Here is a 21,617-nt window from a genome sequence, read left to right on the forward strand (position 1 = left end):
CGCTACGGCGGATCGGCAGCAACCTGAACGAACTCCGTCCGGACGCAGCCGTCGCGATCGAACGCGTTCTGTCGCCGGTGCAAATCACGAACGAGCTGAGCGACATTTGCCAGTACGTCCCTCCGAACCTCACTGAAAGCGGCGACGCGCAGCTTGCCCGGAACACGATCGCGGGTTTCATCGGGATGGGGCAGGTTGCCATGATCGAGCGCCACCAGCGCGACGAGCCGGCCCCGGGCTACCGATGCGCGTTCAGCGATGCACATGACTAGGCGATGCAGGTTGGTACGAGCGCCGCATGGCTCGATTCCACGCCGACGGCCGGCGGCGGTACCATGGCGGCCTGACGACGTAGAGCTGAACGCGTGTATGAACGGTGAGGTCGGGATTGGTGAGTGATTGGCGGAAGTCGATGCGAGGAAAATCGAAGGGGTTGCTGATCGGCGGTGCGTTGCTGGCGTCATCTGCCGCGATGGCTGCGATCGATACGAAGGCGCCGCCGGACAAGGCGCGGCTGATTCGCGAGATTACGACGCCGTCGCCGCCGAAGGAGGTGTGGGAGCACATCAGCGTGGTCGTCCAGTGGACGTTTGGCAAGGTGCATGACGACACCATCCGGATTCTTCAGGATTACTTCAGGTCGTTGCCTGCGCCGACCGAAGCGGAACTCGCCGATTTCCGTCGCGACATGACCAGGGAGTGGGTGCCCGTCAAGCGCGGTACGTTCCTGATGGGCGATTTCGGCCCGCAGACGTCCGCCGAGAAGTTGCCGTATTCGGCGAACGAGGGCGCGGCGCCGGCACACGACGTGACGCTCGACGGCTATTCGATCCTCAAGCATCGCGTCACGTACGCGGAGTACGACATCTATACGCGCGCCAATCATTTGCCGTCGATCCTGACCGACTCGGGTTTCAACTTCCAGTTTCGATTCCCCGATTTTCCTGCCGGTGACGTGACGTGGCAGCAGGCCCGCGATTTCTGCACGTGGCTGGGCAAGGAACTGAACGCGCCGGTGGATTTGCCGACCGAGGCGCAGTGGGAGTACGCGGCGCGCTCGCGCGGGGAACTCTGGGTCATTCCGAGCAAGGCAGTCCCGGTCGTCGACGGCAAGTACGGTCTCACGGACCTCGACGACACCCTGGTGCGCATGGGGCAGGGCACGAGTTCGATGCCGGAGGTCAGCCGTCCGGTCGGCACCTATGGCGATAACGGCATCGGCATGTCGGACGTGTTCGGCTACGGACGAGAATGGACGTACGACTGGTTCGACAAGAACTATTACCGTCACAGCTCGAAAGTGAATCCGCGCGGGCCCGAGGCGGGCACATTGCGCAGCGTGCGCAACGGGACGGACAGTCGAGTGCGGCTCGTGATCGATCGTCGCGGCGAGCAGCCCGACAAGAAGGATGTCGAGCTGGGTTTCCGTTGCGTGTTGAATCTGGCCGGGCCGGTGGGGGATCCCGAAACCGGACGCCATGCGATCGCGCCAACGGCGTCGGCAAGTTTGGTAGGCTTGGAGCCCGCTACCGTTTACCGAATTGATGCAGTCGGTCATTGATGCGATTCGATATCCGTCATTTGCGGGACTGACGATTTTGCGACAGAGCGACTCTTCATCGATGGTCGATGGTCGATGGTGGGTGACGTCACCTTCACTCCGGAGAATGCGCCGTGCTGCACGTACCCGACGATTCAGTGGTCGTATTGGTTGATTTTCAGACGCGGCTGATGCCGGTGATCCACGAAGGGGTATCCGTCGTCACGCAGGCTGTCCGACTTGCCCGTATTGCGCAGATAGTCGGGGTGCCGGTGATGGGTACCGAGCAGAGCCCCCTCCAGCTGGGCCGGAACGTACCGGAGATCCAGGAGCTGTGCGCGAACACCGTCGTCAAGGACCATTTCGACGCGTGCGCGGAGGGCCTGGTCGAGGCATTGCCGGCCGGGCGCAATAGCGTCATCGTTGCCGGTTGCGAGGCGCACGTGTGCGTGTTGCAAACGGCGTTCGGGCTGTTGCGCAGCGGCCGCAAAGTCACCGTGGTCAGCGACGCCGTGGGATCGCGCAAGACGATCGACCGGGACGCGGGGATCGCTCGGCTCGGGGCGGCGGGAGCGCAAATCGCGACGGTCGAGATGATCGGGTTCGAATGGCTGGGCTCCAGCCGTCATCCGCGTTTTCGCGATGTGCTGCGCCTGATCAAGTGAGTCGCGGCGCCGGTGTGCTGACGGAAGCCGCGCTCCTGGCGCCGGATGCGTGAATCCCGGGATGCCGGCCATTGGAGCCGGCAGGTTGGGTAGGCTTGCTGCCGGCGGTTGCGGGCGGGATCCTCGCGTCGGCGGGCGACACGGAGAAAAATCGGGCATCGTGCGCGAGCGCCCGGTCGCGACCCTCCGGCACGGCGACGACAGTCCTCGTTGAACTGTCACGCCGGCTCGAAACCTCGCCGTCGCGCGGGTGGCGAGGTTTCTTGGCCGCCGGCGGCGTTCAGGCTGCCGCCGCCTGATGAGCCGAGTCGTGCTGCTCGCCACCCAGGATATCGATGAGACTGGTCAACATCCGCTCCAATTCACCGGTCATCAGCGTGACATCCGAGTCGAAGCGTTCAGCGTCGTTCTGCGCGGTCGGATCTGCCGCTTCCTTGATCACGTCGAGCGGCGTCACGCGCTTGATCGTCAGCGACGGCGTCAGCACGAAGGAGATCCGGTTGTCCCAGGTCATCGCAAGGCGCATGCATTGTTTGCCGGCCTCGATGTGCCGGCGCATGTCGGTCGCTTCCAGCGCGTGGCCGACGTATCGCACCGTGGCGCCGCCTTCGCCGCTCGAGCGCAACTCGGCGTCCTGGTCCACGGTGAATCCGCCCGGCGCCTCACCGGACAGCAGCCAATCCGTCATCGCGGCGACCGGCGAACGCACCACTTGAACGCCGGCGAGCGGCAACTGATCGATCGATTTGACGAGCAGGCCGCGAACGTCGTCGGCAAGCGCCTGTGAAGCCGCATCGATGACGAGCCAGCCGTTCGCCGTATCGATCCACACGCGGGTATCGCGGCGAATGGTGAACGCGCGCGGGAGCAGTTCGTCGGTAACCTGCTCCTTGAGTTCGCGCATCTGTTTTCGCCCGACCTTGAAGCCCTGCTGCTCCTCGACTTCAAGCGCGCGGTCCTTGGTCACCTGATTGACGACCGACGCCGGGAGCAGCTTCTTTTCGGCACGAAACGTCAGCAACATCTGCCGGTTGATCGAATACACAAGCGCACCGTCGTCACACGGCGACGCCCATCCGTGACTCTGCATCTCGACGCTGTTGCCCGGCTGAAACGCGTGGGGCGCCAGCCATTTTTCCATCTGATCGGGGGTAACGGCCCAAGGTGCCGGAAGACGATGAAGCTGAAGGTTCTTGAACCACATAGGAGTACGGGCAAAGCGCACCATTCTATATGACGGTGATGATTGCGGTGCAGATTCGATCGCTCGGCGTGACGGTCTGGATCGTTGACGGTTGTAGTGCTGGGTAGGTGGGCGTTGCTCACCAAATTCGCCGTGGAAGGGACGCCATGCTCTTCGACCCGGCGCATCAAAGTATGCACATCGTGTGCGGTGGCTGAGCGCATCGGGCGGTTTCCGATGTACGGGTATGCATCGGCTTCGAGCATGCGCAGCATCTCGCCAAAGTGCCGCTCGGCCACGTCTTCCGCTTCTACTCCAGCCACTCGTCGCTGACTGCTCGAAAAGTTGCTTTGCCTTCGTTGATCCGCGCCGACAGGACTTCCTGTCGCTCATGGGATGGGTGCAGTCCCTTCTTGACGAACTCGCGGGGACCGTCGCATTCAGCAAGCGCGTCTTGCATTGGCATACATGAAAGTAAGTTATTGATTAATAAAGAATGTATTAACGAAGAAGGCGATTGATACCCCCTCTAATACCCCCTTTTTCATGTGCTGGAACGGCTGGCCGCAGCGCCACCATGGACGTTGAGCCGTTCGATTGGATTCGTCGCTATCCGGCCGTTGTTGCTGATGGCGAGCGGCAGCCATATGCGGTCGTTGGGTCTCGCGTCGATACGGACAAGCAAACATCAACTCTGCGCTCGACAGCGGTCCTACTGATACCGCTCAAACCCCTCTCATCATCGGCCGAAGCGGACGACCGCTCGCCACTTAGCACACCGCGACGCGTGCATCTCACTTGGACGCGTGGATCAGACCGTTTCCGTCAAGGGCGTTCCGACGTCGCGATCAGCAATTCGATGTCTTTGATCGCGATATGGCCGTAGCGCAACTCGATTGCGCCCATCTTCGCCAGCGCCTGCAATTCCTTGTTTAGGGTCGTGCGGCTCATGCCCAGCATCATTGCGATGTTGTCCTGCGAAGTTTCGATCGTGCGGCGCCGACTCGCGGCATGCGTGAGGTCGCCGCGCGCCAGAAGGACCAAGCGTCGCGCGACGCGCGTGCGCGCGCTTCGAAGCGCGACATCCGCCAGGATCCCGAACGCGTCCACCAAGCGTCTAGCTTCCATCACTGCGATGGCCCGTGCGAACCCATTGCGCAGCATCAGCGCGTCAAAGTGCAACGCGCTGACGACGAGCAACTCTGTGTCCTCTAGCGCGACTGCCGTACCGGTCCGAACTTGCCGATCGAGCAGCATAGGTTCGCCGAACCAGATGCCGGGTTCAAAGATGGTCAAAATCGCCTCACTGCCGTCGGCATGAACGATGAAGAACTTGATCGCCCCCTTTGCGATGCCAAAGAAACCGTCACGCGCGTCGTTGAACGGCTCCCCCTGCCGAAACAGAATTTCCCCCTGGGCGAGGCGCGAGGGGCGAGCGGCAGTCAGCAGCGCATCGGCGTCGGCTCTGGGCAAACTGGCGAACCACGGATTGTCGAAGAACACTTGCATGATCGATTGACATTGGTAATAGCCCTGAATCGACAAGAATTGAACAGTCTTGCCGAAACAACTTCAGCATCATGGAGCGACTGTCACTCATATGCAAGTCGCGATGAACACCAGCCATCCCCGCACCACCTGTACCCGCATCCACTCGCTTGCTCATGACGGCGGCCAAGCCGCGGTCTGACGATTCCACCGCGACTTCGAGCATCCCGACGGCGCGTTGGCGTCGCGCACCCTTTCGCACTCAAGCTCGAGCGCCATCGGGCTCGGGCATCGCACACATCACCGATATTAGGAAGGAGACGAGCAGTATGAGTATGAATTTGATGTATGGGCTGATTGCGCTTGCCATCGGTGGATTCGGCATGGCGGAAATCATCAGCCGGCGCTATCGCGACACTGTTCATGCAACCGCCAACGACACGAAGCTAGAGCTTTTGATGTCAGTCAGCCTGTTTGCATTTATGCAACCGGTGATCCTGCTCGCCACCGACAAGCTTTGCCACTGGCTCGCGCCCGATCTTCGTAATGCGTGGTCCACACTGCCCTGGTGGGCTATGGTCTGCATCCTCCTGATCGCTGACGACATGACGCAGTACTGGTGGCATCGGGTTTCCCATTTGGAGCTGTTTTGGCCGCTGCACCGCGCACACCATTCCGCGTCGTACATGAGTATCCGCATCACTTACCGGAACAATTTCTTTTACTACCTGATGATGCCGGGCCTGTGGATCGGCGCCGTGCTGCTTTATCTCGGCTTTGGCAGCATCTATTTCGCCTATGCAGTGATCAAGCTCGTGGTGATACTCGGCGCCCACTGCGCCTGGGCTTGGGACGAGCCGCTCTATCGAGTCCGAACGCTGCGCCCGGTCATGTGGGTTCTCGAACGGACGATCTCCACCCCGGCCACCCATCGCGCGCACCACGCGATAACCAACATGGATGGCATCGGCTACTACAAGGGCAATTTCGGCAATCTGCTGTTCCTCTGGGACGTCATATTCGGCACGGCGCACATCACGCGCCGCTACCCCGCCGAAGTCGGCCTGCGTGACGATCAGTTGTTCGGACCAGAACGCTGGGATTACCAAATGTTCTACCCGCTGAGGCAATCGGGGCGCGAGTGGAGCGCGCTGAAGTTCGGCGGGCGGATTTACAGCGACGAATCGGAGGTGGAGAACTCGCCCGTTAAACCGACCCAGTCCGACCTTTAGATGGCAGGCAAACCGCATGTCAGAAAACGCAACATGAGTAGGAAGAACATTGGAGTTCAGCATGAATCAGAGACTTGAAGGAAAGAAGATCGTGGTGACCGGGGGCTTCGGTGCGCTCGGCCGAGCGGTCGGCAACGCATTAACCCAGGCCGGTGCACAGGTGGCGCTCGTCGACAAGGCGCCGACGCCATTCGATCTGCGAGCAGACTCGTTCGCCTGGGGTGAAGTGGATCTCAATAACGGCGAGGCTGCGCGCAATTGCTTGAGGGAAGCGGCCGAGGCGCTCGGCGGCCTCGACGGGCTCGTCAACGTCGCGGGCGGGTTTGTCTGGGAAGTCGTCGAGAACGGCAACGTCAAGACGTGGGATCTCATGTATGAGATGAACGTGCGCACCGCGTTGCTGGCTACGCAGGCCGCGCTGCCTTACCTCCTTCACAGCGGAGCGGGGAGCATCGTCACCGTGGGCGCACTGGCTGCGGCGCAGGCAAAAGCCGGTATGGGCGCGTATGCGGCATCGAAAGCGGCCGTGGCACGGCTGACCGAAGCGCTCGCCGAAGAACTGAAGGATCGCGGGATCACGGTCAATGCCGTACTCCCCAGCATTATCGATACTCCCGCCAATCGCGCCGCGATTCCCGGCGAAGACGTGTCTCGCTGGGTGGATCCCGTGGCATTGGCGGGCGTGATCGCGTTCCTTCTTTCCGATGCCGCATTACCGATCACCGGGGCGCTCATCCCTGTCAAAGGGCGAGTCTGAGCGATCCGCATTGAACTTCGGACGACGCCTGCCCGCGGCGACCCGTCGCATGCAGGCACTAAGCCTCACCTTCGGCTAAGTTCGAGGTCTCGGCTACGCGCCGAGCCATATCGCCGAAAATCGCCGGTCAGTTCGGACATCAATTCAAATCGTGCGTTTAACACACGATGCTCGATTTGCACGCGTAGCGCCCCATCGGCGGCGCAGCGGCGATACCAACGAGAAGCATCTCACGTCAAAGCTGTTTTATCAGAACGCCTCCGCTCGCTGAGCGATGGAGCGCACGAGTTGCCACACCGTAGTTTTTCCATTCAGTCCGCTGCAAGCGGCAAGAAAAAATTGGAGACATGCATGCGTCTGGTCGTCTTGGGAATTTGCGGGGCCACGCTGGTTTGCGCCATGAGTAGCGCATCGGCTGCCGATTCGAGTGTCACGTTGTACGGCGTGACCGACGTCTTCGTTCAATACCTCGACAACGGTGCCAAGCACTCGTATTCGGAAAAAAGCGGCGGCTCGACTGGTTCACAGTTCGGGCTCGCCGGTGCCGAAGACCTAGGGGACAGCCTCAAGGCGAAGTTCGATGTCGAAACCGGCTTCAATATCAACAACGGCTTGCTGTTTGGCGACACCGGCGCGCTCTTTTACCGTCAGGCGTGGGTGGGTCTTTCCCACGAGCAGTTTGGGTCGTTGACGTTCGGGCGCCAATACGAGCCGAGCTTCCGCGTCGTGTATCCCTCCGATCCGTTCGGCTTGAACGAACTCCTGTCGCCAATATCGGCGAACGTTCTTGCAGTCGATCGCAATACGCTGTCGATTCAGAACGAGACCGGCCGCGCGAGCAATTCGATCCTCTATCAGTCGCCGAGTCTGCGCGGCCTGCAGTTCTACGGCATGTACGCATTCTCGGCGACGGTTACGCAGCCCACGCCGGCAACGACCGGCAACATGCTGAACGTCGGCGCGAGCTATTCGGGCTTCGGTTTCTACGCCGGGTTTGCCTACGTCAACCAGCACGCGGGACTGGTAACGATCGCCGGGCTGCCGGGCCAACTGAGCCTGCTAGGTACCGAGCACTTTATCGGTGCGCTCGCCTACCGGATCGGGATCGTGAACCTCCAGGCAAATTATTCGTTCCAGCGCGCGGACGACGCACCCGGTCGGTCGTTGGCCGCGTTGCTCCGCACCGCGCACTCGTACAGCACAGCCGAGTTAGGCGCGACGATCCAGGCGACGCCAATCGATTCGTCCGGTCGGCGTGCTGGGCGGCACTACGTTTGACCCTGTCGGCGGGGTGTCGGTGCTGACTCCGCTCGCGGGCACGACGCAGGATGCGAATGGTGCTGTTCTGACGGACATCTCGTGGCTTCAGCCCGGAGATTTCGCACTCGGTGAGTCGTTGAGCGAGTCGCAGGCTGTGTTTATCAAGGCGATGACTGCCAGACAGATGAATGTCGCTGACGACAAGGGGCCGCAGTTCGTCGTGTTGAATTGTGGCGTCGACGGGAAGTCGGTCGAGGATCTGTCGAAAGGGGCGAATCCGAACCTGTTCAACCGGATCATCGACGCCGTCAAGCGCGTGCAGGCGATCGCGACTGCGGCCGGTAAGACGTGCGGCGTGGTGATGTTCAACTTCAACCAGGGCGAGTGGAATTACAACGCGGTCGACAACTTCGGAAACGGCGCGACGCAGGACAAAGACCAGTACAAGGCGCTGTTGTCGAAACTGATTGCGGACGTGCGCGCTGACGTTATGGGCATCACGCATCAGCCGCTGCCGTTTATCGCGCTGCTCGGACAGACGGGGGCCAACTATACGGTCGACGCAACGAACCTGTCGATCGGCACCGCGCAGCTCGAACTCAGCCTCGAAGGGGACTACATCCGACTCGCGACGCCGGAGTACCCGTTCCCGGTGAAGTCCGACAGCCACTTCGAGGCCAATGGAGCACGCTGGTTCGGCTGCATGTTCGGGAAGGTCGCCGTGCGGATGCTGCGAGGCGAAGACTGGCAGCCGCTTTGTGTTCGCCAGGCTTCTTGGCGCGGGCGTCAGGTCCTAGTCGATCTGAACGTGCCGGAACCGCCGATCAAATTCGATCTGCCGTTCGTGATGGCCGACCGAACTGACCTGCCGAACAAAGGGTTTTCGTTTGTAGATGACGGCGGCTATTTCGCGCCGCAGGACGTTGAAATCGTCAGCGATACGCAGGTGCTGATTACATTGCCACGAGAGCCGATAGGCGTTCTGCACATGCGAGTAGGTGACTCGCAATGCTCAACATGGTCATGGCATGGTTGAATTCATTGCACAGCGATTTTCCGATGATTGGGAATAATGGATGATGGGTCCATCTAGCGAAAAAATAACGAGCTAGCTGCAGATATCCCAATGCATGGTTGTCCTCGACACCTCCCACTTCGCCAGCGTTCATACGATCTTTTAAGCGCACAATTGCCCATGCTGGTGGGCACTGGACGAAGTAATGGTTCCCTGCTTTCATAGCCCGCTGAACAGACGCTATCGCCGGCGTGAAGGATTGTCCCGTCAGCTGGTCGAACTGGTCCACGAGAGAATCCAGTGACTCGGTGTCTAAGGGGAACGGATCCAGCTCTGGTTTACGAAGGGCCGCTCCAGTTAGAGAACGCACACGGTCGATTTCCTGGTCGCACGTGATAGCTACTGCCCCGTCGTCCGTCATATCAATGGTAGTTATTCCACAGCCCCCGTCGCGGCCAAACGTGAGCAGTGGAATAGGAAGCGATTCGTCGTCCGGCCATGACGGTGTCCTCGTTATGCTTTTGCACCTGTAACACTGGATATCGATGGCGATCAAGCGCCTGGGCTCATATCCGTCTACCAGCACGTTTTGACAATGCGCACACTTGAGTTGAACCCCTTGAGCACGGCATATGAACGCGGGGGCCGGGCCAAGCTGGACAAACAACGGGTAATCGGGGCCGTCGAAGCCGTCGGGTATCGTCGCTTTGAATACGCCCGTCGAGACAACCTCAACAAAGTCGGGCTTTTCAATCCCGTTGGAGCCACTTGGTAGTGTCATTTTGCATTTGCAGAAATAGAGCCCAAGTACGTATCGAAATCTCGAGACTTGCGCAGAAGTTGTCCGTTTGCTCAGTGGCATAACGGTGCTTGCGACAATCTTACCGGATCCAAGGGGCTGGAACGTTGGTGGCCGGCTGGGCGGATATAGTGGGTGGTCGGCATGCAGAGACGACAAAGCCCGCTTCGAGCGGGCTATGTTGCATGCTACAAATTTGCTAGAGCTGGGGGAGGACACCTTGCTGGATAGGCCTCGCGTTTTTCATTCTGTCCTCTGAACTGCGGGGCCATCACCGACAACCGTCACAAAAGTGAGCACGATCGTGGTGGCTACAGACGGGGGCTAGAGTTTGATCCCAGTGCGATCCTCAATCTGTTTCCTGATAAATCCTTTTGCTAGATCTCCCAGCAACTCGACCGTAAACCCGCCAGCGGCAAGCGCGCCGGCCTTGGTCTTGTTCCACACATCAGGGCTGCGGATCGAGTCTAGAAAATCGTGGCCGGCCCAGCTCAGTCGCCGAAAGGTGACGCCACCCATGCGGCCGCCGCCTGGAGCATCGATCAGTCCCGCTTCTCGAATCAAGGCTAGGTGGTACCCAATTTGGTCCTCACTGTAGTCGCCGACCTGTACTTCTGCGTCGTTCGCCTTGATGATCACGATTCCTTCGGGGCGCATTGGCAACGCCTCGAGCTTCAACAGCAGTTCGCGGATCAGGTCCATGTCACGCTTCATAGTGCGATTTCTCCGGAGCAGGGACAGTTAATGGAAGGGTTTCGGTGATTCTCGACGAAAAACGACTCGTCATTGCCGACGCGCCGAACGATGCGCATAGCAACCGTTCCGGAAAAGGGAGATCGTGGGTATTGGCGTAGGTTTGTGAGCGCGGCATTGTCAGGTGAGGCTCAGGTACTGCTGCATCATCGGTCACTGGTCGAGGAGCTTGCGGTACCCCCGCCTTGGGAGGCCTCTTCCTCGACGTCGTCGAGCCAGTTCGCCCAAGCTTGCATCATCTCCCGGCGCTCCGGCAAGTACTTGGCGTGGTTGTACGTCGACCGGGTCCGGTCCTTGTCCTTATGCGACAACTGCATTTCAACCACTTCGTCCTTCCATCCCATTTCATGGAGGTTGGTCGACGCAGTTGCTCGAAAGTCATGACCCGTTATCGGTTCGGGGTTATCCGGAACCATGTAGTCGATTGCCCGATTGATCGTCGCACGACTCATGTGTGGACGTGTTCGATTGCTATGCAGAATCGGCAGGATGTACCCGCGATTTCCATACATCTCCTGCAGTTCGCGCAGTAGTCCCAGCGCTTGCTTGGGAAGCGGAACGATATGTAGGCGCCGTGATTTGATCTTCTCCGGGGGTACCTTCCATTCCGCGGTCCCTAGGTCGATTTCTTCCCATCGCGCCCGGCAAAGTTCGATCGTTCGCGGAAACAGCATCATCAGCAATCGAATCGCAATTGCGGTTCGTCTGCTCTTGTAGGTTGGAAGCTGTCGAAAGAGCGCCTTTAGTTCATCGCGGCTCAACGGCCGTGCATTCTCTGTTGGTGGCTTCAAGACCGATCCCCGCAGCACGGACGCGGGGTCTGCGTCTGCCCGAAGCGTGATCACCGCATACTGGAACACGTTGGACACGTACTGGCGCAGTTTGATCGCTACGGAAGGGGAGCCACGCTCTTCGACCCGACGCATCAAAGCAAGCACATCGTGGGCGGTAACAGTGCGCATGGGGCGGTTCCCGATGTACGGATACGCATCGGCTTCGAGCATGCGCAGAATCTCGCCAAAGTGCCGCTCGGTCCACGTCTTCCGCTTCTTCTCCAGCCACTCGTCGCTGATTGCTCGAAAAGTTGCTTTGCCGTCGTTGATACGTGCCGACAGGACTTCCTGTCGCGCATGGGAAGGGTGCAGTCCCTTCTTGACGAGTTCACGGGCATCGTCGCGTGCCGCGCGCGCGTCTTGAAGGCTGATGGTGGGATATTCGCCGATCGCGAAGACATTTTCCTTTCCAGCAATTCTGTACTTATATCGCCAGAGCTTGGAGCCGGACGGCTTCACCAACAGATACAGTCCATTGCCGTCGGTAAGTTTGGTAGGCTTGTTGCCTGCCTTCGCTTGTCGGATCTTGATGTCGGTAAGTGGCACGGTGAAAAAGGGGGTATCGTTTCTGGATTGTCGAAATGGTACCCCCTTTTATACCCCCTTTTTTCTCGGCTGGGCACGATTTCCGGCGAACGTAAGCGAACGGTAGAAGGGCTTGAGACGCCCGACTGGCAAGGGGTTGCGGCAAATTGCCGAACCATCACGAACTGGAGCGAACGAAGTGATTAGACACATTGTCATGTGGAAGTTGAAAGAATCGGCCGAAGGCGCGACGCGCGCACAGAACGCGCTGAAGCTGAAGGAAAAGCTCGAAGGCTGCCGCGACCTCGTGCCGGGCACGCTGCAGATCGACGTCGGCTTGGCAACGCCCGGCCTCGACGCCACTGCCGACATCGTGCTCGTGTCCGATTTCGCGGACAAGGCTGCGCTCGACGCCTACCAGGTGCACCCGGTTCACCAGGAAGTGAAGAAATTCGTCGTTGCGGTGGCTGAATCGCGCGAGTGCGTCGACTACATCGTCGACAGCGCGCAATGAGCGACGCGGCAACGCCGACGGACGGCCCGTCGATCGAAAGCCCGTTCGTCGACCTGCTCGGCGTGCAGCTCGTGTCCGCGAAGGACGGTGCGAGCGAGCTCGTGCTGCCGCTCGAAGAGCGGCACATGAACACGTGGAGCATCGCACACGGCGGCGTGACGATGACGCTCGCGGACATCGCGCTCGCGATGGCCGCACGCAGCCTGACCGACGACGGCGTCGGCGTCGTGACGGTCGAGATGAAGGTGAACTTCATGCAGCCGGGGCGCGGTGAGTTGCGCGCTTACGGCCGCGTGATGCATCGCTCGACGACGATGGCCTACTGCGAAGGCGAAGTGCGCGACAGTGACGGCAATTTCGTCGCGAAGGCGCTCGGTACGTTCAAGTACATGCGGCGGCTCGCGGTGGGTCGCGACATCAAGCGGCAACGCTCACGCACGGCACCGGACGCCCAGCCCGGCCCGAGCGACGCGTAAGCGCCCGGACTGACGGCCCTGCCTCTTCAACGGCAGGGCCGTTTTGTTTTGCAGCGCGCATGTGTACGTCGAACGCGTTTCACGCCAGGCCGAAGGAGGGCCGGAATGTCGACGTGCAAGGTGCGCCACGCTCGCACGCCGCGCGCATGGCATCATGCACGCTTGTCCGTTCACGGCGTCGCGCAGGCGCCGTCCTCAACCGATGCCGCTGAATCCGAAGATCGCCCAGGTGCTCGACATGATCGAGCGCGCGAAACGTCCGTCCTACCATCACCAGACGCCGCAGCAGGCGCGCGCCGCGTACGAGAAGAGCGCGCCGATCCTCGACGTCGCATCGGCGCCGATGCATTCGGTCGAGGAATGCGTCGTGCCGACGCGCGACGGCCGCACGATCGGTGCGCGGTTGTACTTGCCGATCGCGCCGAGCCTGGCGGAGCCGTTGCCGGCGCTGGTTTACTACCACGGCGGCGGCTTCACGGTCGGCAGCGTCGACACGCACGATGCGCTGTGCCGGATGTTCGCGCACGATGCGCAGTGTGCGGTGCTGTCGGTCGGCTACCGGCTCGCGCCCGAACACCGGTTCCCGACCGCCGTGAATGACGCCGACGACGCATTGCAATGGCTGCATCGCGAAGCCGCCACGTTCGGCATCGATGCCGAACGGCTGGCGGTCGGTGGCGACAGCGCGGGCGGCACGCTCGCGACCGTCTGCGCGGTGCTCGCGCGCGACGCAGGCATTCGCCTGGTGCTGCAGATGCTGATCTACCCGGGCGTGACGGGCTTCCAGGACACCGAATCGCACGCACGGCTCGCGAATGGCTACCTGCTGACGCAGGACACGATCCAATGGTTCTTCACGCAATACGTGCGCGATCGGGCGGACCGCGACGACTGGCGTTTCGCACCGCTCGACGGCACGCGCGACGCGCCGTCGTTCACGGGCGTCGCGCCGGCGTGGATCGCGACGGCCGAATACGATCCGCTGAGCGACGAGGGCACTGCCTATGCGGAGAAGTTGCGTGCGGCGGGCAACGCGGTCACGCTGGTCTGCTACCCGGGGATGATCCACGAATTCTTCAAGATGGGCGGCTACGTGCCCGAGGTACGGGCCGCGCATGCCGACGCGGTCGCGGCGCTGAAAGCCGCATTCGACGACGTTTGACGGCGGGTGCTTGACGGCGAGCGCGCCGCATGGGAGCAGCGATGACGGACGGCGTGGTGGAAACGGGTGACTGGACGGCACTGGGCGGCGACGCCGCGCGGATTCGCGACGCGGTGTTCGTGCGCGAGCAGCAGATTCCGCCGGAATGGGAGCTCGACGACGACGATCCGCTGTCGCTGCATGCGGTGGCGTACCGGATCGATGCGTCGACGGGCGTCCGCCGCGCGGTCGCAACCGGGCGGCTGCTGCCGTCCGGCACGATCGGCCGCGTCGCGGTGCTGGCCGACGCGCGCGGGCAGGGTGTCGGGTCAGCCGTGTTGAACGCGTTGCTGGATGCGGCGCGGGAGCGCGGTGAAATCGTCGTGCGGCTCTACGCGCAGGATTCGGCCGTGTCGTTCTACCTGCGGCACGGCTTCGCGGCGGTTGGTGAACCGTTCGTCGAAGCCGGCGTGCCGCACGTCGAGATGGCGCGGGCGCCGTAGCACGGCACCTGCTCGCGCGCTCAGCGTGGCGGCGTCGCGTCGAGGTCGAACGTGAACGCGCGCTCGAACGTGCCCGGGCGGACGGTGCGGTGCGAACCGTCGTCGTCGCAGCGTTCCTTGATCTCGACCGTCAGCCGCACGCCTTCCTTTACCGTGACGCGCAGCGCAGTCGTGCCGCGCGTGCCGTATTCGGGGGTCTCGATGAACGCGGCCGACAGTGCACGCTCGCGCTCGATCGGAATGCCCGTGTGCGGCAGCGCGTCGTCGTCCGCGACATGCGGGTCGCGCATCAGCGCGATCAGTTCGTCGAGCGACGGGGTCGGATTGTCGGTGAGCAGCGTGCCGAGTTCCGCGCGCTTGCGTACCACTTTCGGCCAGGGCGTATCGAGCCGTGCATTCGACAGCGCATGCACGCCGGGCGCGATCGCGACGGGCGCGGCGACAACGCTTTCGCCTTCGGGCGCGCGATTGCAGAACCATGCGAGTTCACGCCGCCGCCAGTCGCCGACGAGCAGGTTGAAGCCGTTGTAGACGGCCGCATGCTCGGCGAGCTGCCCGAGATAGTCGAGCGGCGCGACGGCTGGGCCGCCGAGGAAATCGGACACGAGCTTGCCGCGGGTGGGTGCACCCGCGCGGATGTCGAACGGCGCGCGGTAGTTCGTCAGCGCGGCGAAACGGCCGTCGCGCGATACGCCGAGCCATGTGCCGCCCGCTTCGAGATCGCGGCCGGCCAGCACACCCGGGACATCTTCCCACCACGAGAGCGGCGCGCTGGTCCGGCGAAAGAACTCGTCGCGGTTGGCGGTGAGGGTAAAGACGGGACCGGCGGCGGCATCGGGCTGCCAGTCGAAGGCAATCAGACACATCGGGTGAATCTCTCGCAGGAAACATCGGGCGCCGGCTGCGACTCGCGAGCCGGCGCGCGAACGGGTTGTCAGTGCGTCACGCTTCCGTCGGCCACGCGTACGGCAGCGTATCGAACGCGAGCAACGGGCCGTCGGCCGAACCGAGGTGCACCGTGCCGTTGTCGAGCGCGGCGAGCTTGATCTCGACGAGCGCGTCGACACCGCCCGCGGGCGCGGCCGCCGCGTTGACGATCATCCCGCACGGCTGGCCGGGATCGTCGCTGTGGAACAGCTCGACGCCGGCATGCACGCTATCGGTCTCGCCGGCGATGTGCGCGAGCGCGGTGCGGCGCTTGATCGTGCCGCGGTACTGGCTGCGCGCGACGATTTCCTGGCCCGGGTAGCACCCCTTGCGAAAGTTAACGGCGCCGATCACGTCGAAGTTGACCATCTGCGGCACGAACTGTTCGACGGCGGGCTGCGTGATGCGCGGTTCGCCCGCGCGGATGTCGAGCCAGTCCCAGACGGCCGGCGACACGACCGGCAACGAAGCGCCGAGCGCGGCGAGGCGCGCATCGACTTCCGCGCGCGGGCCGATCCACAGATAGCGCTTGCGGCCGGCCGCATCGGGCACGCGGATCAGCGTGCCGGCGGGGCCGTCGACCTTCACGTGCACGCCGTCCGGCAGCGCGTCGAAGATGCCCGACAGCGTGTCGCGCACGTCACCCGCGAACCCGACCACCGCGAGCGCGTCGCTCGCATCGGTCAGCTTCGCCTTGGCGCGCAGTACGAACATCGACAGCCGCTTCTGCACGGCGGGCTGCACGTCCTTCGACACCAGCAGGCGTACGCCGTGGCCGGCGCGCCACGTGAGGAACGACCCGAGGAGGCGCCCCTTCGGCGAGCAATAGCCGGACAGCCGCGCACTCGCGGCGTCGAGATGTTCGATGTCGTTGGTGAGCTGGCTGTGCAGGAACGTTGCGGCGTCGTCGCCGGCCACGTCGATCACGCCAAACTGCGGCAGCGGCATGCAGGCGCCCGGCGCGTCGAAATCGGCGGCGGACGGGCGGGGGAAAACGGGGAGCGAGGCGGGTGCGGCCTGGACTGCCGGTGAAGCGAACGGTGTGCTCATGGAATGAGGGAACAGTCAACCCTGACTTTGACGGAGGCGAGCAAGTATTATATGGGTCTTACCTGAGTCACGTTTCCATGTCCCTACTGAAGAAATGCGCCGCGACGATCGTGGCGCTGGCCGTCGTTGTGGCCGCTGCCGGCGCGGGCGGCGGGTATTACTGGGCAACCCGGCCGCTGCTGCTGGGTTCGGCATCGCTCGACGTCACGATCAAGCCGCGCAGCACCGTGAAGAGCGTCGCGCTGCAGCTCAAGCGCGGCGGCGTGCCGGTCGAGCCGCTCGGTTTCGTCGCGATGACGCGCGTGCTCGGGCTGTCGAGCCGGCTCAAGTCCGGCAACTATGAATTCAAGACCGGCATCACGCCTTACGAGGTCCTGCAGAAGATCGCGCGCGGCGACGTGAACGAGTATGTCGCGACGATCATCGAAGGCTGGACCTTCAAGCGGATGCGCGCGGAACTCGATGCGAACCCCGATCTTGCGCATTCGACGTCGGGCATGAGCGACGCCGAGCTGCTGCGCGCGATTGGTGCATCGGACAACGCGGTGCAGCGCGGCAGCGGCGAGGGGCTGTTCTTCCCCGATACCTATCTGTTCGACAAGGGCACGAGCGACGTGAACATCTACCGGCGCGCGTACCATCTGATGCAGACGCGTCTCGACGAGGCCTGGGCTGCGCGCGTGCCGGGCCTGCCGTACAAGACACCTTACGAAGCGCTGACGATCGCGTCGATCGTCGAAAAGGAAACGGGCCACGCGGCCGACCGCGCGTTCGTCGCGGCCGTATTCGCGAACCGGTTGCGCATCGGCATGCCGCTGCAGACCGATCCGTCGGTGATCTACGGGCTCGGCGACGCGTACGACGGCCGTCTGCGCAAGCGCGACCTGCAGGCCGACACTCCTTACAATACCTACACCCGACGCGGGCTGCCGCCGACGCCGATCGCGTTGCCGGGGGTGGCCGCGCTGCAGGCGGCGATCAATCCGGCACAGACGAGCGCGCTCTATTTCGTCGCGAAAGGCGATGGCACGAGCGTGTTCTCGGACACGCTCGGCGACCACAACAAGGCCGTGGACAAGTACATACGAGGTCAATAATGGCGAGCGGTAAATTCATCACGTTCGAAGGCATCGACGGGGCGGGGAAGACCACCCACCTGCAATGGTTCTGCGAACGCCTCCAGGGCAAGCTGGCCGCGGCCGGCCGGCAGGTCGTCGTCACCCGCGAGCCGGGCGGCACGCAGCTCGGCGAGAAACTGCGCGAGATCCTGCTGAACCAGCCGATGGATCTCGAGACGGAGGCGCTGCTGATGTTCGCCGCGCGCCGCGAGCATCTCGCGCTCGTGATCGAGCCGGCGCTCGCGCGCGGCGACTGGGTCGTGTCCGATCGCTTCACCGATGCGACGTTCGCGTACCAGGGCGGCGGCCGCGGGCTGCCGCGCGACAAGCTCGAGACGCTCGAGCGCTGGGTGCAGGGCGGTTTCCAGCCCGACCTGACGGTGCTGTTCGATGTCGCGCCGCAGGTCGCGAGCGAGCGCCGCGGCGCCGCGCGCATGCCCGACAAGTTCGAAAGCGAGTCCGACGCGTTCTTCGCGCGCACGCGTGGCGAATACCTGCGGCGTGCGGAAGAGGCGCCGCACCGCTTCGCGATCGTCGATGCGACACGGACGATTCCCGAGATCCGCCAGCAGCTCGAACGCGTGCTCGCCGCACTGTAATTCGCAAGGAACGCACTACATGATCTATCCGTGGCAGACCGACGACTGGAACCGCCTGCAGCAACTGCGTGCGCAATGGCCGCACGCGCTGCTGCTGCATGGCCAGGCCGGAATCGGCAAGCTGCAGTTCGCGCAGCATCTCGCGCAGGGCTTCCTGTGCGAATCGCCGCAGCCGAACGGCGAGCCGTGCGGCACCTGCGCGGCCTGCACCTGGTTCTCGCAGGGCAACCATCCGGACTACCGGATCGTGCTGCCCGAGGCGCTGGCGGGTGAGGCGCCGGGCGCCGCGGACGACGCGAAGGCGGCCGACGCGGACGAAGGCGGCAAGAAGACCCGGGCGCCGAGCAAGGAAATCAAGATCGAGCAGGTGCGCGCGCTGCTCGATTTCTGCGGAGTCGGTTCGCACCGCGGCGGCGCGCGCGTCGTCGTGCTGTATCCGGCCGAGGCGCTCAACGTCGCCGCGTCGAACGCGTTGCTGAAAACGCTAGAGGAGCCGCCGTCCGGCGTCGTGTTCCTGCTCGTGTCGGCGCGCATCGACCGCCTGCTGCCGACGATCATCAGCCGCTGCCGGCAGTGGCCGATGACCGTGCCGGCGCCCGACGCGGCCGCGGCCTGGCTCACCGCGCAGGGCGTCGATCATGCGGCTGCACTGCTCGCCGAGGTCGGTGGCGCGCCGCTCGCCGCGCTGGCGCTCGCGAGCGACGAGAACCGCCCGCTGCGCGACTACACGCTCGGGCAGCTCGCGGCCGGCGCGGCATGCGATCCTTTCGCGTGCGGCGAGACGCTGCAGAAGCTGCCGGTGCCGCTGGTGCTCGGCTGGCTGCAGCGCTGGCTGTACGACCTGCTCGCGCAGCGGATGGCGGGTGCGCCGCGTTATTTTCCGATGCATGCGGCGGCGCTCGCGCGTTGTGCGGAAGCGGTCGATGCGAACGCGTTCGCCCGCTTCATGAAGGCCGTGACGCGGCAGCGGACGGTCGAGAACCATCCGCTCAACGCGCGGCTCGTATTCGAGGAGTTGTTTCTCGGATACCGGGAAATGTTTGCGTGATCCGGCATTGTTTCGCATGGGTTGCGAAACGATAGCCGGCTCACAGCGCGACGCGACCGTGGCCGGCCGGCCCGCGAACGCCGCCCGTTGCCGCATGCCGGCGCGCGCATGAGCGCCCGCCTTACGTATTAGGAAACACGATGTTCGTCGACTCTCACTGCCATATCAATTTCAAGGGCCTGGCCGACCGCCTGCCGGCCGTTCTCGAGAACATGCGCGAGCACGACGTCACGCACGCGCTGTGCGTGTCCGTCGATTTCGAGACGCTGCCGGAGGTCCTGGCGATCGCGGACGCGTACGACAACGTCTATGCGTCCGTCGGCGTGCATCCCGATCACGAGGACATGCGCGAGCCGACGCTCGCGGAGCTCGTCGAGCTGGCCGCGCACCCGAAGGTCGTCGCGATCGGCGAAACCGGCCTCGACTACTACCGTCTCGAAGGCCGCTCGATCGCCGACATGGAATGGCAGCGCGAACGCTTTCGCACACACATCCGCGCGGCGACCGCGACGATGAAGCCGCTGATCATCCACACGCGCTCGTCGTCGGAGGACACGCTGCGGATCATGGCCGAGGAGCGCGCGGACGTGCCGGGCGGCGTGATGCACTGCTTCACCGAGCCGTGGCCGGTGGCCGAGCAGGCGCTCGCACAGAACTTCCACATCTCGCTGTCGGGCATCGTCACGTTCAAGAACGCGACCGACGTGCAGGACGTCGCGCGGCGCGTGCCGCTCGACCGGCTGCTGATCGAGACCGACTCGCCGTACCTCGCGCCGGTGCCGTATCGCGGCAAGCCGAATGAACCTGCGTACGTCAGCCATGTCGGACGCTTTATCGCATCCGAGCGCGGCATCGCCGTCGAGGCGCTGGCCGACGCGACGACGCAGAACTTTTTCCGGCTGTTCAAGATCGCCCGCTAACGACGTGCGCGCAGCCGACAACCCAGGGAAGGAGCCCACAACAATGACGAAGCCGATCAACCATCTGCCGAAACGTGCACTCGTTGCCGCCGCGCTCGTCGCGAGCGGCCTGTTCGCGGCAGCCGGCGCGCATGCCGAATCGCTCGATGCGATCGTCAAGGCCGTCAAGTTCGACGACATCGCCGACATCGGCAAGCAGCTCAAGAGCGGCAAGCTCGACCCGAACACGATTGCGCCGAACGGCGACCCGCTGATCGTGATCGCCGCGCGCGAGAAGTCCGACAAGGTCGCGGCGGCGCTCGCCACGACGCCGAACGTCGATCTCGAGAAGGAAGACAAGGCCGGCGAAAACGCGCTGATGCTCGCGTCGCTGAACGGCGACGTCGGCCTCGCCAAGCTGCTGATCGACAAGGGTGCGGAAGTCAGCAAGAAGGGCTGGGCGCCGCTGCACTACGCAGCCACCAACGGCCAGGACGCGGTGGTGAAGCTGCTGCTCGACCACGACGCGTATATCGATACCGCGTCGCCGAACGGCACGACGCCGCTGATGATGGCGGCACGCGGCAACCATGCGTCGACGGTTACGCTGCTGCTCGACCAGGGCGCCGATCCGCAGGTGAAGAACCAGCTCGGCATCACCGCGCTCGAATTCGCGAAGCACTACAAGGCTCCGGACGCGATCGACATCCTGAGCAAGCGGACCGAGCGCGTGGGTGGATCGGCGCCGGCAGATGCACAAAAGAGTGCAAAATGACGGTTTTCGGTGCGGCTGACGGTGCCCGCCCGGCCGGATTCCGGCCGGAGCAGGGCGTCCCGGCGCCGCGCCGGCCAAGGCAGCAGGCGGTCTCGGGCCGCATTGACATAAGGAACACCATGTTGCGCGCAATGTTTTGTGCCGCGGCGTTTGCCGTGCCGTTGTCGGCGGCGGCTTTCACGGGCGCTGATCTCGACCGGCTGTGCGCGAAGACGGACGTCAAGTCGCGGGCGTCGTGCGCGGCCTACATCGAAGGCGCTGCCGACGGCGTTTACAACACGATCGATGCGATCGGCGGCACGACCGGGCCGCGGGTCGGCCAGTATTTCTGCCTGCCGCCCGACATCCGGGCGCAGCAGATGACCGACGCGGTGCGCAAGTACATCGCGGAAAATCCGAAGCTGGCCGACTACAACGCGAGCACCGCGGTGTCGCTCGGTCTCGGCAAGGCGTTTCCCTGCAGGAGCGGCAACTGACCTGACGCCGTGTCCGGGCCCGCGCGTGGCCCGGACGTCGC

The 21,617-nt window shown here is 63.4% G+C and carries 23 protein-coding genes and 1 pseudogene; 16 read left to right on the forward strand and 8 right to left on the reverse strand.

The window, feature by feature from the left end:
• Positions 1 to 2 precede the first annotated feature (2 nt).
• Positions 3 to 266: a hypothetical protein gene (locus LGN19_RS25420; RefSeq protein ID WP_226217763.1), complete on the reverse strand. Its 264-nt coding sequence runs from the start codon at positions 264 to 266 to the stop codon at positions 3 to 5.
• A 167-nt stretch (positions 267 to 433) separates the two neighbouring features.
• Between LGN19_RS25420 and LGN19_RS25425 the strand changes: the two genes are divergently transcribed.
• Together LGN19_RS25425 and LGN19_RS25430 are read left to right on the forward strand one after the other, a co-directional pair.
• The gene (locus LGN19_RS25425) at positions 434 to 1,561 is read left to right on the forward strand and encodes a formylglycine-generating enzyme family protein (protein ID WP_226217765.1); all 1,128 of its coding nucleotides are present in this window, start codon (positions 434 to 436) and stop codon (positions 1,559 to 1,561) included.
• A 113-nt stretch (positions 1,562 to 1,674) separates the two neighbouring features.
• Positions 1,675 to 2,205 (forward strand): isochorismatase family protein, encoded by a 531-nt coding sequence (locus tag LGN19_RS25430; protein ID WP_226217767.1) that lies wholly within the window; start codon positions 1,675 to 1,677, stop codon positions 2,203 to 2,205.
• Between the two features lie 280 nt (positions 2,206 to 2,485).
• Here the strand turns inward: LGN19_RS25430 and LGN19_RS25435 are convergent, their stop codons facing one another.
• From LGN19_RS25435 to LGN19_RS25440, 3 genes and pseudogenes are all read right to left on the reverse strand, one after another.
• Entirely contained in the window at positions 2,486 to 3,409 is a 924-nt protein-coding gene (locus LGN19_RS25435) for a recombination-associated protein RdgC (RefSeq protein WP_226217769.1), read from the reverse strand.
• 179 nt (positions 3,410 to 3,588) lie between these two features.
• Positions 3,589 to 3,663: pseudogene (locus LGN19_RS39960) on the reverse strand (hypothetical protein); the annotation flags it as partial.
• Positions 3,664 to 4,213: 550 nt separating this feature from the next.
• The gene (locus LGN19_RS25440; RefSeq protein ID WP_174961060.1) at positions 4,214 to 4,897 is read right to left on the reverse strand and encodes a Crp/Fnr family transcriptional regulator; all 684 of its coding nucleotides are present in this window, start codon (positions 4,895 to 4,897) and stop codon (positions 4,214 to 4,216) included.
• Between the two features lie 308 nt (positions 4,898 to 5,205).
• Between LGN19_RS25440 and LGN19_RS25445 the strand changes: the two genes are divergently transcribed.
• The 4 genes from LGN19_RS25445 to LGN19_RS25460 all read left to right on the forward strand — a co-directional run bounded on the left by LGN19_RS25445 (position 5,206) and on the right by LGN19_RS25460 (position 9,161).
• Complete coding sequence (locus tag LGN19_RS25445; RefSeq protein WP_226217771.1) at positions 5,206 to 6,108, forward strand: sterol desaturase family protein; 903 nt, start codon at positions 5,206 to 5,208, stop codon at positions 6,106 to 6,108.
• 61 nt (positions 6,109 to 6,169) lie between these two features.
• A complete protein-coding gene (locus tag LGN19_RS25450; protein WP_174961056.1) occupies positions 6,170 to 6,865 on the forward strand; it encodes an SDR family NAD(P)-dependent oxidoreductase in 696 nt (231 codons plus the stop codon).
• Between the two features lie 351 nt (positions 6,866 to 7,216).
• Complete coding sequence (locus LGN19_RS25455) at positions 7,217 to 8,143, forward strand: porin (RefSeq protein WP_226217773.1); 927 nt, start codon at positions 7,217 to 7,219, stop codon at positions 8,141 to 8,143.
• A gap of 19 nt (positions 8,144 to 8,162) precedes the next feature.
• Entirely contained in the window at positions 8,163 to 9,161 is a 999-nt protein-coding gene (locus LGN19_RS25460) for a sialate O-acetylesterase (RefSeq protein ID WP_226217776.1), read from the forward strand.
• 1,102 nt (positions 9,162 to 10,263) lie between these two features.
• Here LGN19_RS25460 and LGN19_RS25465 read toward each other — a convergent pair.
• Both LGN19_RS25465 and LGN19_RS39835 read right to left on the reverse strand, forming a co-directional pair.
• Entirely contained in the window at positions 10,264 to 10,641 is a 378-nt protein-coding gene (locus tag LGN19_RS25465) for a DUF2513 domain-containing protein (protein WP_264173176.1), read from the reverse strand.
• 197 nt (positions 10,642 to 10,838) lie between these two features.
• Entirely contained in the window at positions 10,839 to 12,071 is a 1,233-nt protein-coding gene (locus tag LGN19_RS39835; protein ID WP_226217780.1) for a tyrosine-type recombinase/integrase, read from the reverse strand.
• A 178-nt stretch (positions 12,072 to 12,249) separates the two neighbouring features.
• On the opposite strand from LGN19_RS39835, the gene LGN19_RS25475 reads away from it, so the two are divergent.
• From LGN19_RS25475 to LGN19_RS25490, 4 genes are all read left to right on the forward strand, one after another.
• Positions 12,250 to 12,564: a Dabb family protein gene (locus LGN19_RS25475; protein WP_122945612.1), complete on the forward strand. Its 315-nt coding sequence runs from the start codon at positions 12,250 to 12,252 to the stop codon at positions 12,562 to 12,564.
• Positions 12,561 to 13,040, forward strand: coding sequence for a PaaI family thioesterase (locus tag LGN19_RS25480; protein WP_011352338.1), 480 nt, complete (start codon positions 12,561 to 12,563; stop codon positions 13,038 to 13,040). Before LGN19_RS25475 ends, LGN19_RS25480 begins: the two co-directional genes overlap by 4 nt.
• A 202-nt stretch (positions 13,041 to 13,242) precedes the next feature.
• A complete protein-coding gene (locus LGN19_RS25485) occupies positions 13,243 to 14,202 on the forward strand; it encodes an alpha/beta hydrolase (RefSeq protein ID WP_226217782.1) in 960 nt (319 codons plus the stop codon).
• Positions 14,203 to 14,243: 41 nt separating this feature from the next.
• Complete coding sequence (locus LGN19_RS25490; RefSeq protein ID WP_175221912.1) at positions 14,244 to 14,684, forward strand: GNAT family N-acetyltransferase; 441 nt, start codon at positions 14,244 to 14,246, stop codon at positions 14,682 to 14,684.
• Positions 14,685 to 14,704: 20 nt separating this feature from the next.
• Here the strand turns inward: LGN19_RS25490 and LGN19_RS25495 are convergent, their stop codons facing one another.
• Both LGN19_RS25495 and LGN19_RS25500 read right to left on the reverse strand, forming a co-directional pair.
• The gene (locus LGN19_RS25495) at positions 14,705 to 15,550 is read right to left on the reverse strand and encodes an NRDE family protein (RefSeq protein WP_226217784.1); all 846 of its coding nucleotides are present in this window, start codon (positions 15,548 to 15,550) and stop codon (positions 14,705 to 14,707) included.
• Between the two features lie 76 nt (positions 15,551 to 15,626).
• Entirely contained in the window at positions 15,627 to 16,661 is a 1,035-nt protein-coding gene (locus LGN19_RS25500) for a YgfZ/GcvT domain-containing protein (RefSeq protein WP_226217786.1), read from the reverse strand.
• Positions 16,662 to 16,738: 77 nt separating this feature from the next.
• Here LGN19_RS25500 and mltG point away from each other — a divergent pair, with 77 nt between their 5' ends.
• The 6 genes from mltG to LGN19_RS25530 all read left to right on the forward strand — a co-directional run bounded on the left by mltG (position 16,739) and on the right by LGN19_RS25530 (position 21,576).
• Positions 16,739 to 17,758 (forward strand): endolytic transglycosylase MltG, encoded by a 1,020-nt coding sequence (gene mltG / locus LGN19_RS25505; RefSeq protein ID WP_122945608.1) that lies wholly within the window; start codon positions 16,739 to 16,741, stop codon positions 17,756 to 17,758.
• Positions 17,758 to 18,378, forward strand: coding sequence for a dTMP kinase (tmk, locus tag LGN19_RS25510; RefSeq protein ID WP_027787179.1), 621 nt, complete (start codon positions 17,758 to 17,760; stop codon positions 18,376 to 18,378). Before mltG ends, tmk begins: the two co-directional genes overlap by 1 nt.
• 19 nt (positions 18,379 to 18,397) lie before the next feature.
• Positions 18,398 to 19,426, forward strand: a complete 1,029-nt coding sequence (locus LGN19_RS25515; protein WP_122945607.1) for a DNA polymerase III subunit delta' — start codon at positions 18,398 to 18,400, stop codon at positions 19,424 to 19,426.
• Between the two features lie 140 nt (positions 19,427 to 19,566).
• Positions 19,567 to 20,346, forward strand: coding sequence for a TatD family hydrolase (locus LGN19_RS25520; protein WP_122945606.1), 780 nt, complete (start codon positions 19,567 to 19,569; stop codon positions 20,344 to 20,346).
• Between the two features lie 43 nt (positions 20,347 to 20,389).
• Positions 20,390 to 21,100 (forward strand): ankyrin repeat domain-containing protein, encoded by a 711-nt coding sequence (locus tag LGN19_RS25525; protein ID WP_226217788.1) that lies wholly within the window; start codon positions 20,390 to 20,392, stop codon positions 21,098 to 21,100.
• Between the two features lie 119 nt (positions 21,101 to 21,219).
• The gene (locus tag LGN19_RS25530; protein WP_006485939.1) at positions 21,220 to 21,576 is read left to right on the forward strand and encodes a Rap1a/Tai family immunity protein; all 357 of its coding nucleotides are present in this window, start codon (positions 21,220 to 21,222) and stop codon (positions 21,574 to 21,576) included.
• Positions 21,577 to 21,617 lie beyond the last annotated feature (41 nt).

Origin of the sequence: Burkholderia sp. AU30198, assembly GCF_020419825.1 — a bacterium.
In the GTDB taxonomy this organism is placed as follows: Bacteria; Pseudomonadota; Gammaproteobacteria; order Burkholderiales; family Burkholderiaceae; genus Burkholderia.

What these genes read in the sequence shown, in the direction of transcription:
- LGN19_RS25420 (WP_226217763.1), bottom strand. Translation starts at nt 266, where the DNA reads ATGTGCATCGCTGAACGCGCATCGGTAGCCCGGGGCCGGCTCGTCGCG.
- LGN19_RS25435 (WP_226217769.1), bottom strand. Translation starts at nt 3,409, where the DNA reads ATGTGGTTCAAGAACCTTCAGCTTCATCGTCTTCCGGCACCTTGGGCC.
- LGN19_RS25440 (WP_174961060.1), bottom strand. Translation starts at nt 4,897, where the DNA reads ATGCAAGTGTTCTTCGACAATCCGTGGTTCGCCAGTTTGCCCAGAGCC.
- LGN19_RS25445 (WP_226217771.1), top strand. Translation starts at nt 5,206, where the DNA reads ATGAGTATGAATTTGATGTATGGGCTGATTGCGCTTGCCATCGGTGGA.
- LGN19_RS25450 (WP_174961056.1), top strand. Translation starts at nt 6,170, where the DNA reads ATGAATCAGAGACTTGAAGGAAAGAAGATCGTGGTGACCGGGGGCTTC.
- LGN19_RS25455 (WP_226217773.1), top strand. Translation starts at nt 7,217, where the DNA reads ATGCGTCTGGTCGTCTTGGGAATTTGCGGGGCCACGCTGGTTTGCGCC.
- LGN19_RS25465 (WP_264173176.1), bottom strand. Translation starts at nt 10,641, where the DNA reads ATGGACCTGATCCGCGAACTGCTGTTGAAGCTCGAGGCGTTGCCAATG.
- LGN19_RS25480 (WP_011352338.1), top strand. Translation starts at nt 12,561, where the DNA reads ATGAGCGACGCGGCAACGCCGACGGACGGCCCGTCGATCGAAAGCCCG.
- LGN19_RS25485 (WP_226217782.1), top strand. Translation starts at nt 13,243, where the DNA reads ATGCCGCTGAATCCGAAGATCGCCCAGGTGCTCGACATGATCGAGCGC.
- LGN19_RS25490 (WP_175221912.1), top strand. Translation starts at nt 14,244, where the DNA reads ATGACGGACGGCGTGGTGGAAACGGGTGACTGGACGGCACTGGGCGGC.
- LGN19_RS25495 (WP_226217784.1), bottom strand. Translation starts at nt 15,550, where the DNA reads ATGTGTCTGATTGCCTTCGACTGGCAGCCCGATGCCGCCGCCGGTCCC.
- LGN19_RS25500 (WP_226217786.1), bottom strand. Translation starts at nt 16,661, where the DNA reads ATGAGCACACCGTTCGCTTCACCGGCAGTCCAGGCCGCACCCGCCTCG.
- mltG (WP_122945608.1), top strand. Translation starts at nt 16,739, where the DNA reads ATGTCCCTACTGAAGAAATGCGCCGCGACGATCGTGGCGCTGGCCGTC.
- tmk (WP_027787179.1), top strand. Translation starts at nt 17,758, where the DNA reads ATGGCGAGCGGTAAATTCATCACGTTCGAAGGCATCGACGGGGCGGGG.
- LGN19_RS25515 (WP_122945607.1), top strand. Translation starts at nt 18,398, where the DNA reads ATGATCTATCCGTGGCAGACCGACGACTGGAACCGCCTGCAGCAACTG.
- LGN19_RS25520 (WP_122945606.1), top strand. Translation starts at nt 19,567, where the DNA reads ATGTTCGTCGACTCTCACTGCCATATCAATTTCAAGGGCCTGGCCGAC.
- LGN19_RS25525 (WP_226217788.1), top strand. Translation starts at nt 20,390, where the DNA reads ATGACGAAGCCGATCAACCATCTGCCGAAACGTGCACTCGTTGCCGCC.
- LGN19_RS25530 (WP_006485939.1), top strand. Translation starts at nt 21,220, where the DNA reads ATGTTGCGCGCAATGTTTTGTGCCGCGGCGTTTGCCGTGCCGTTGTCG.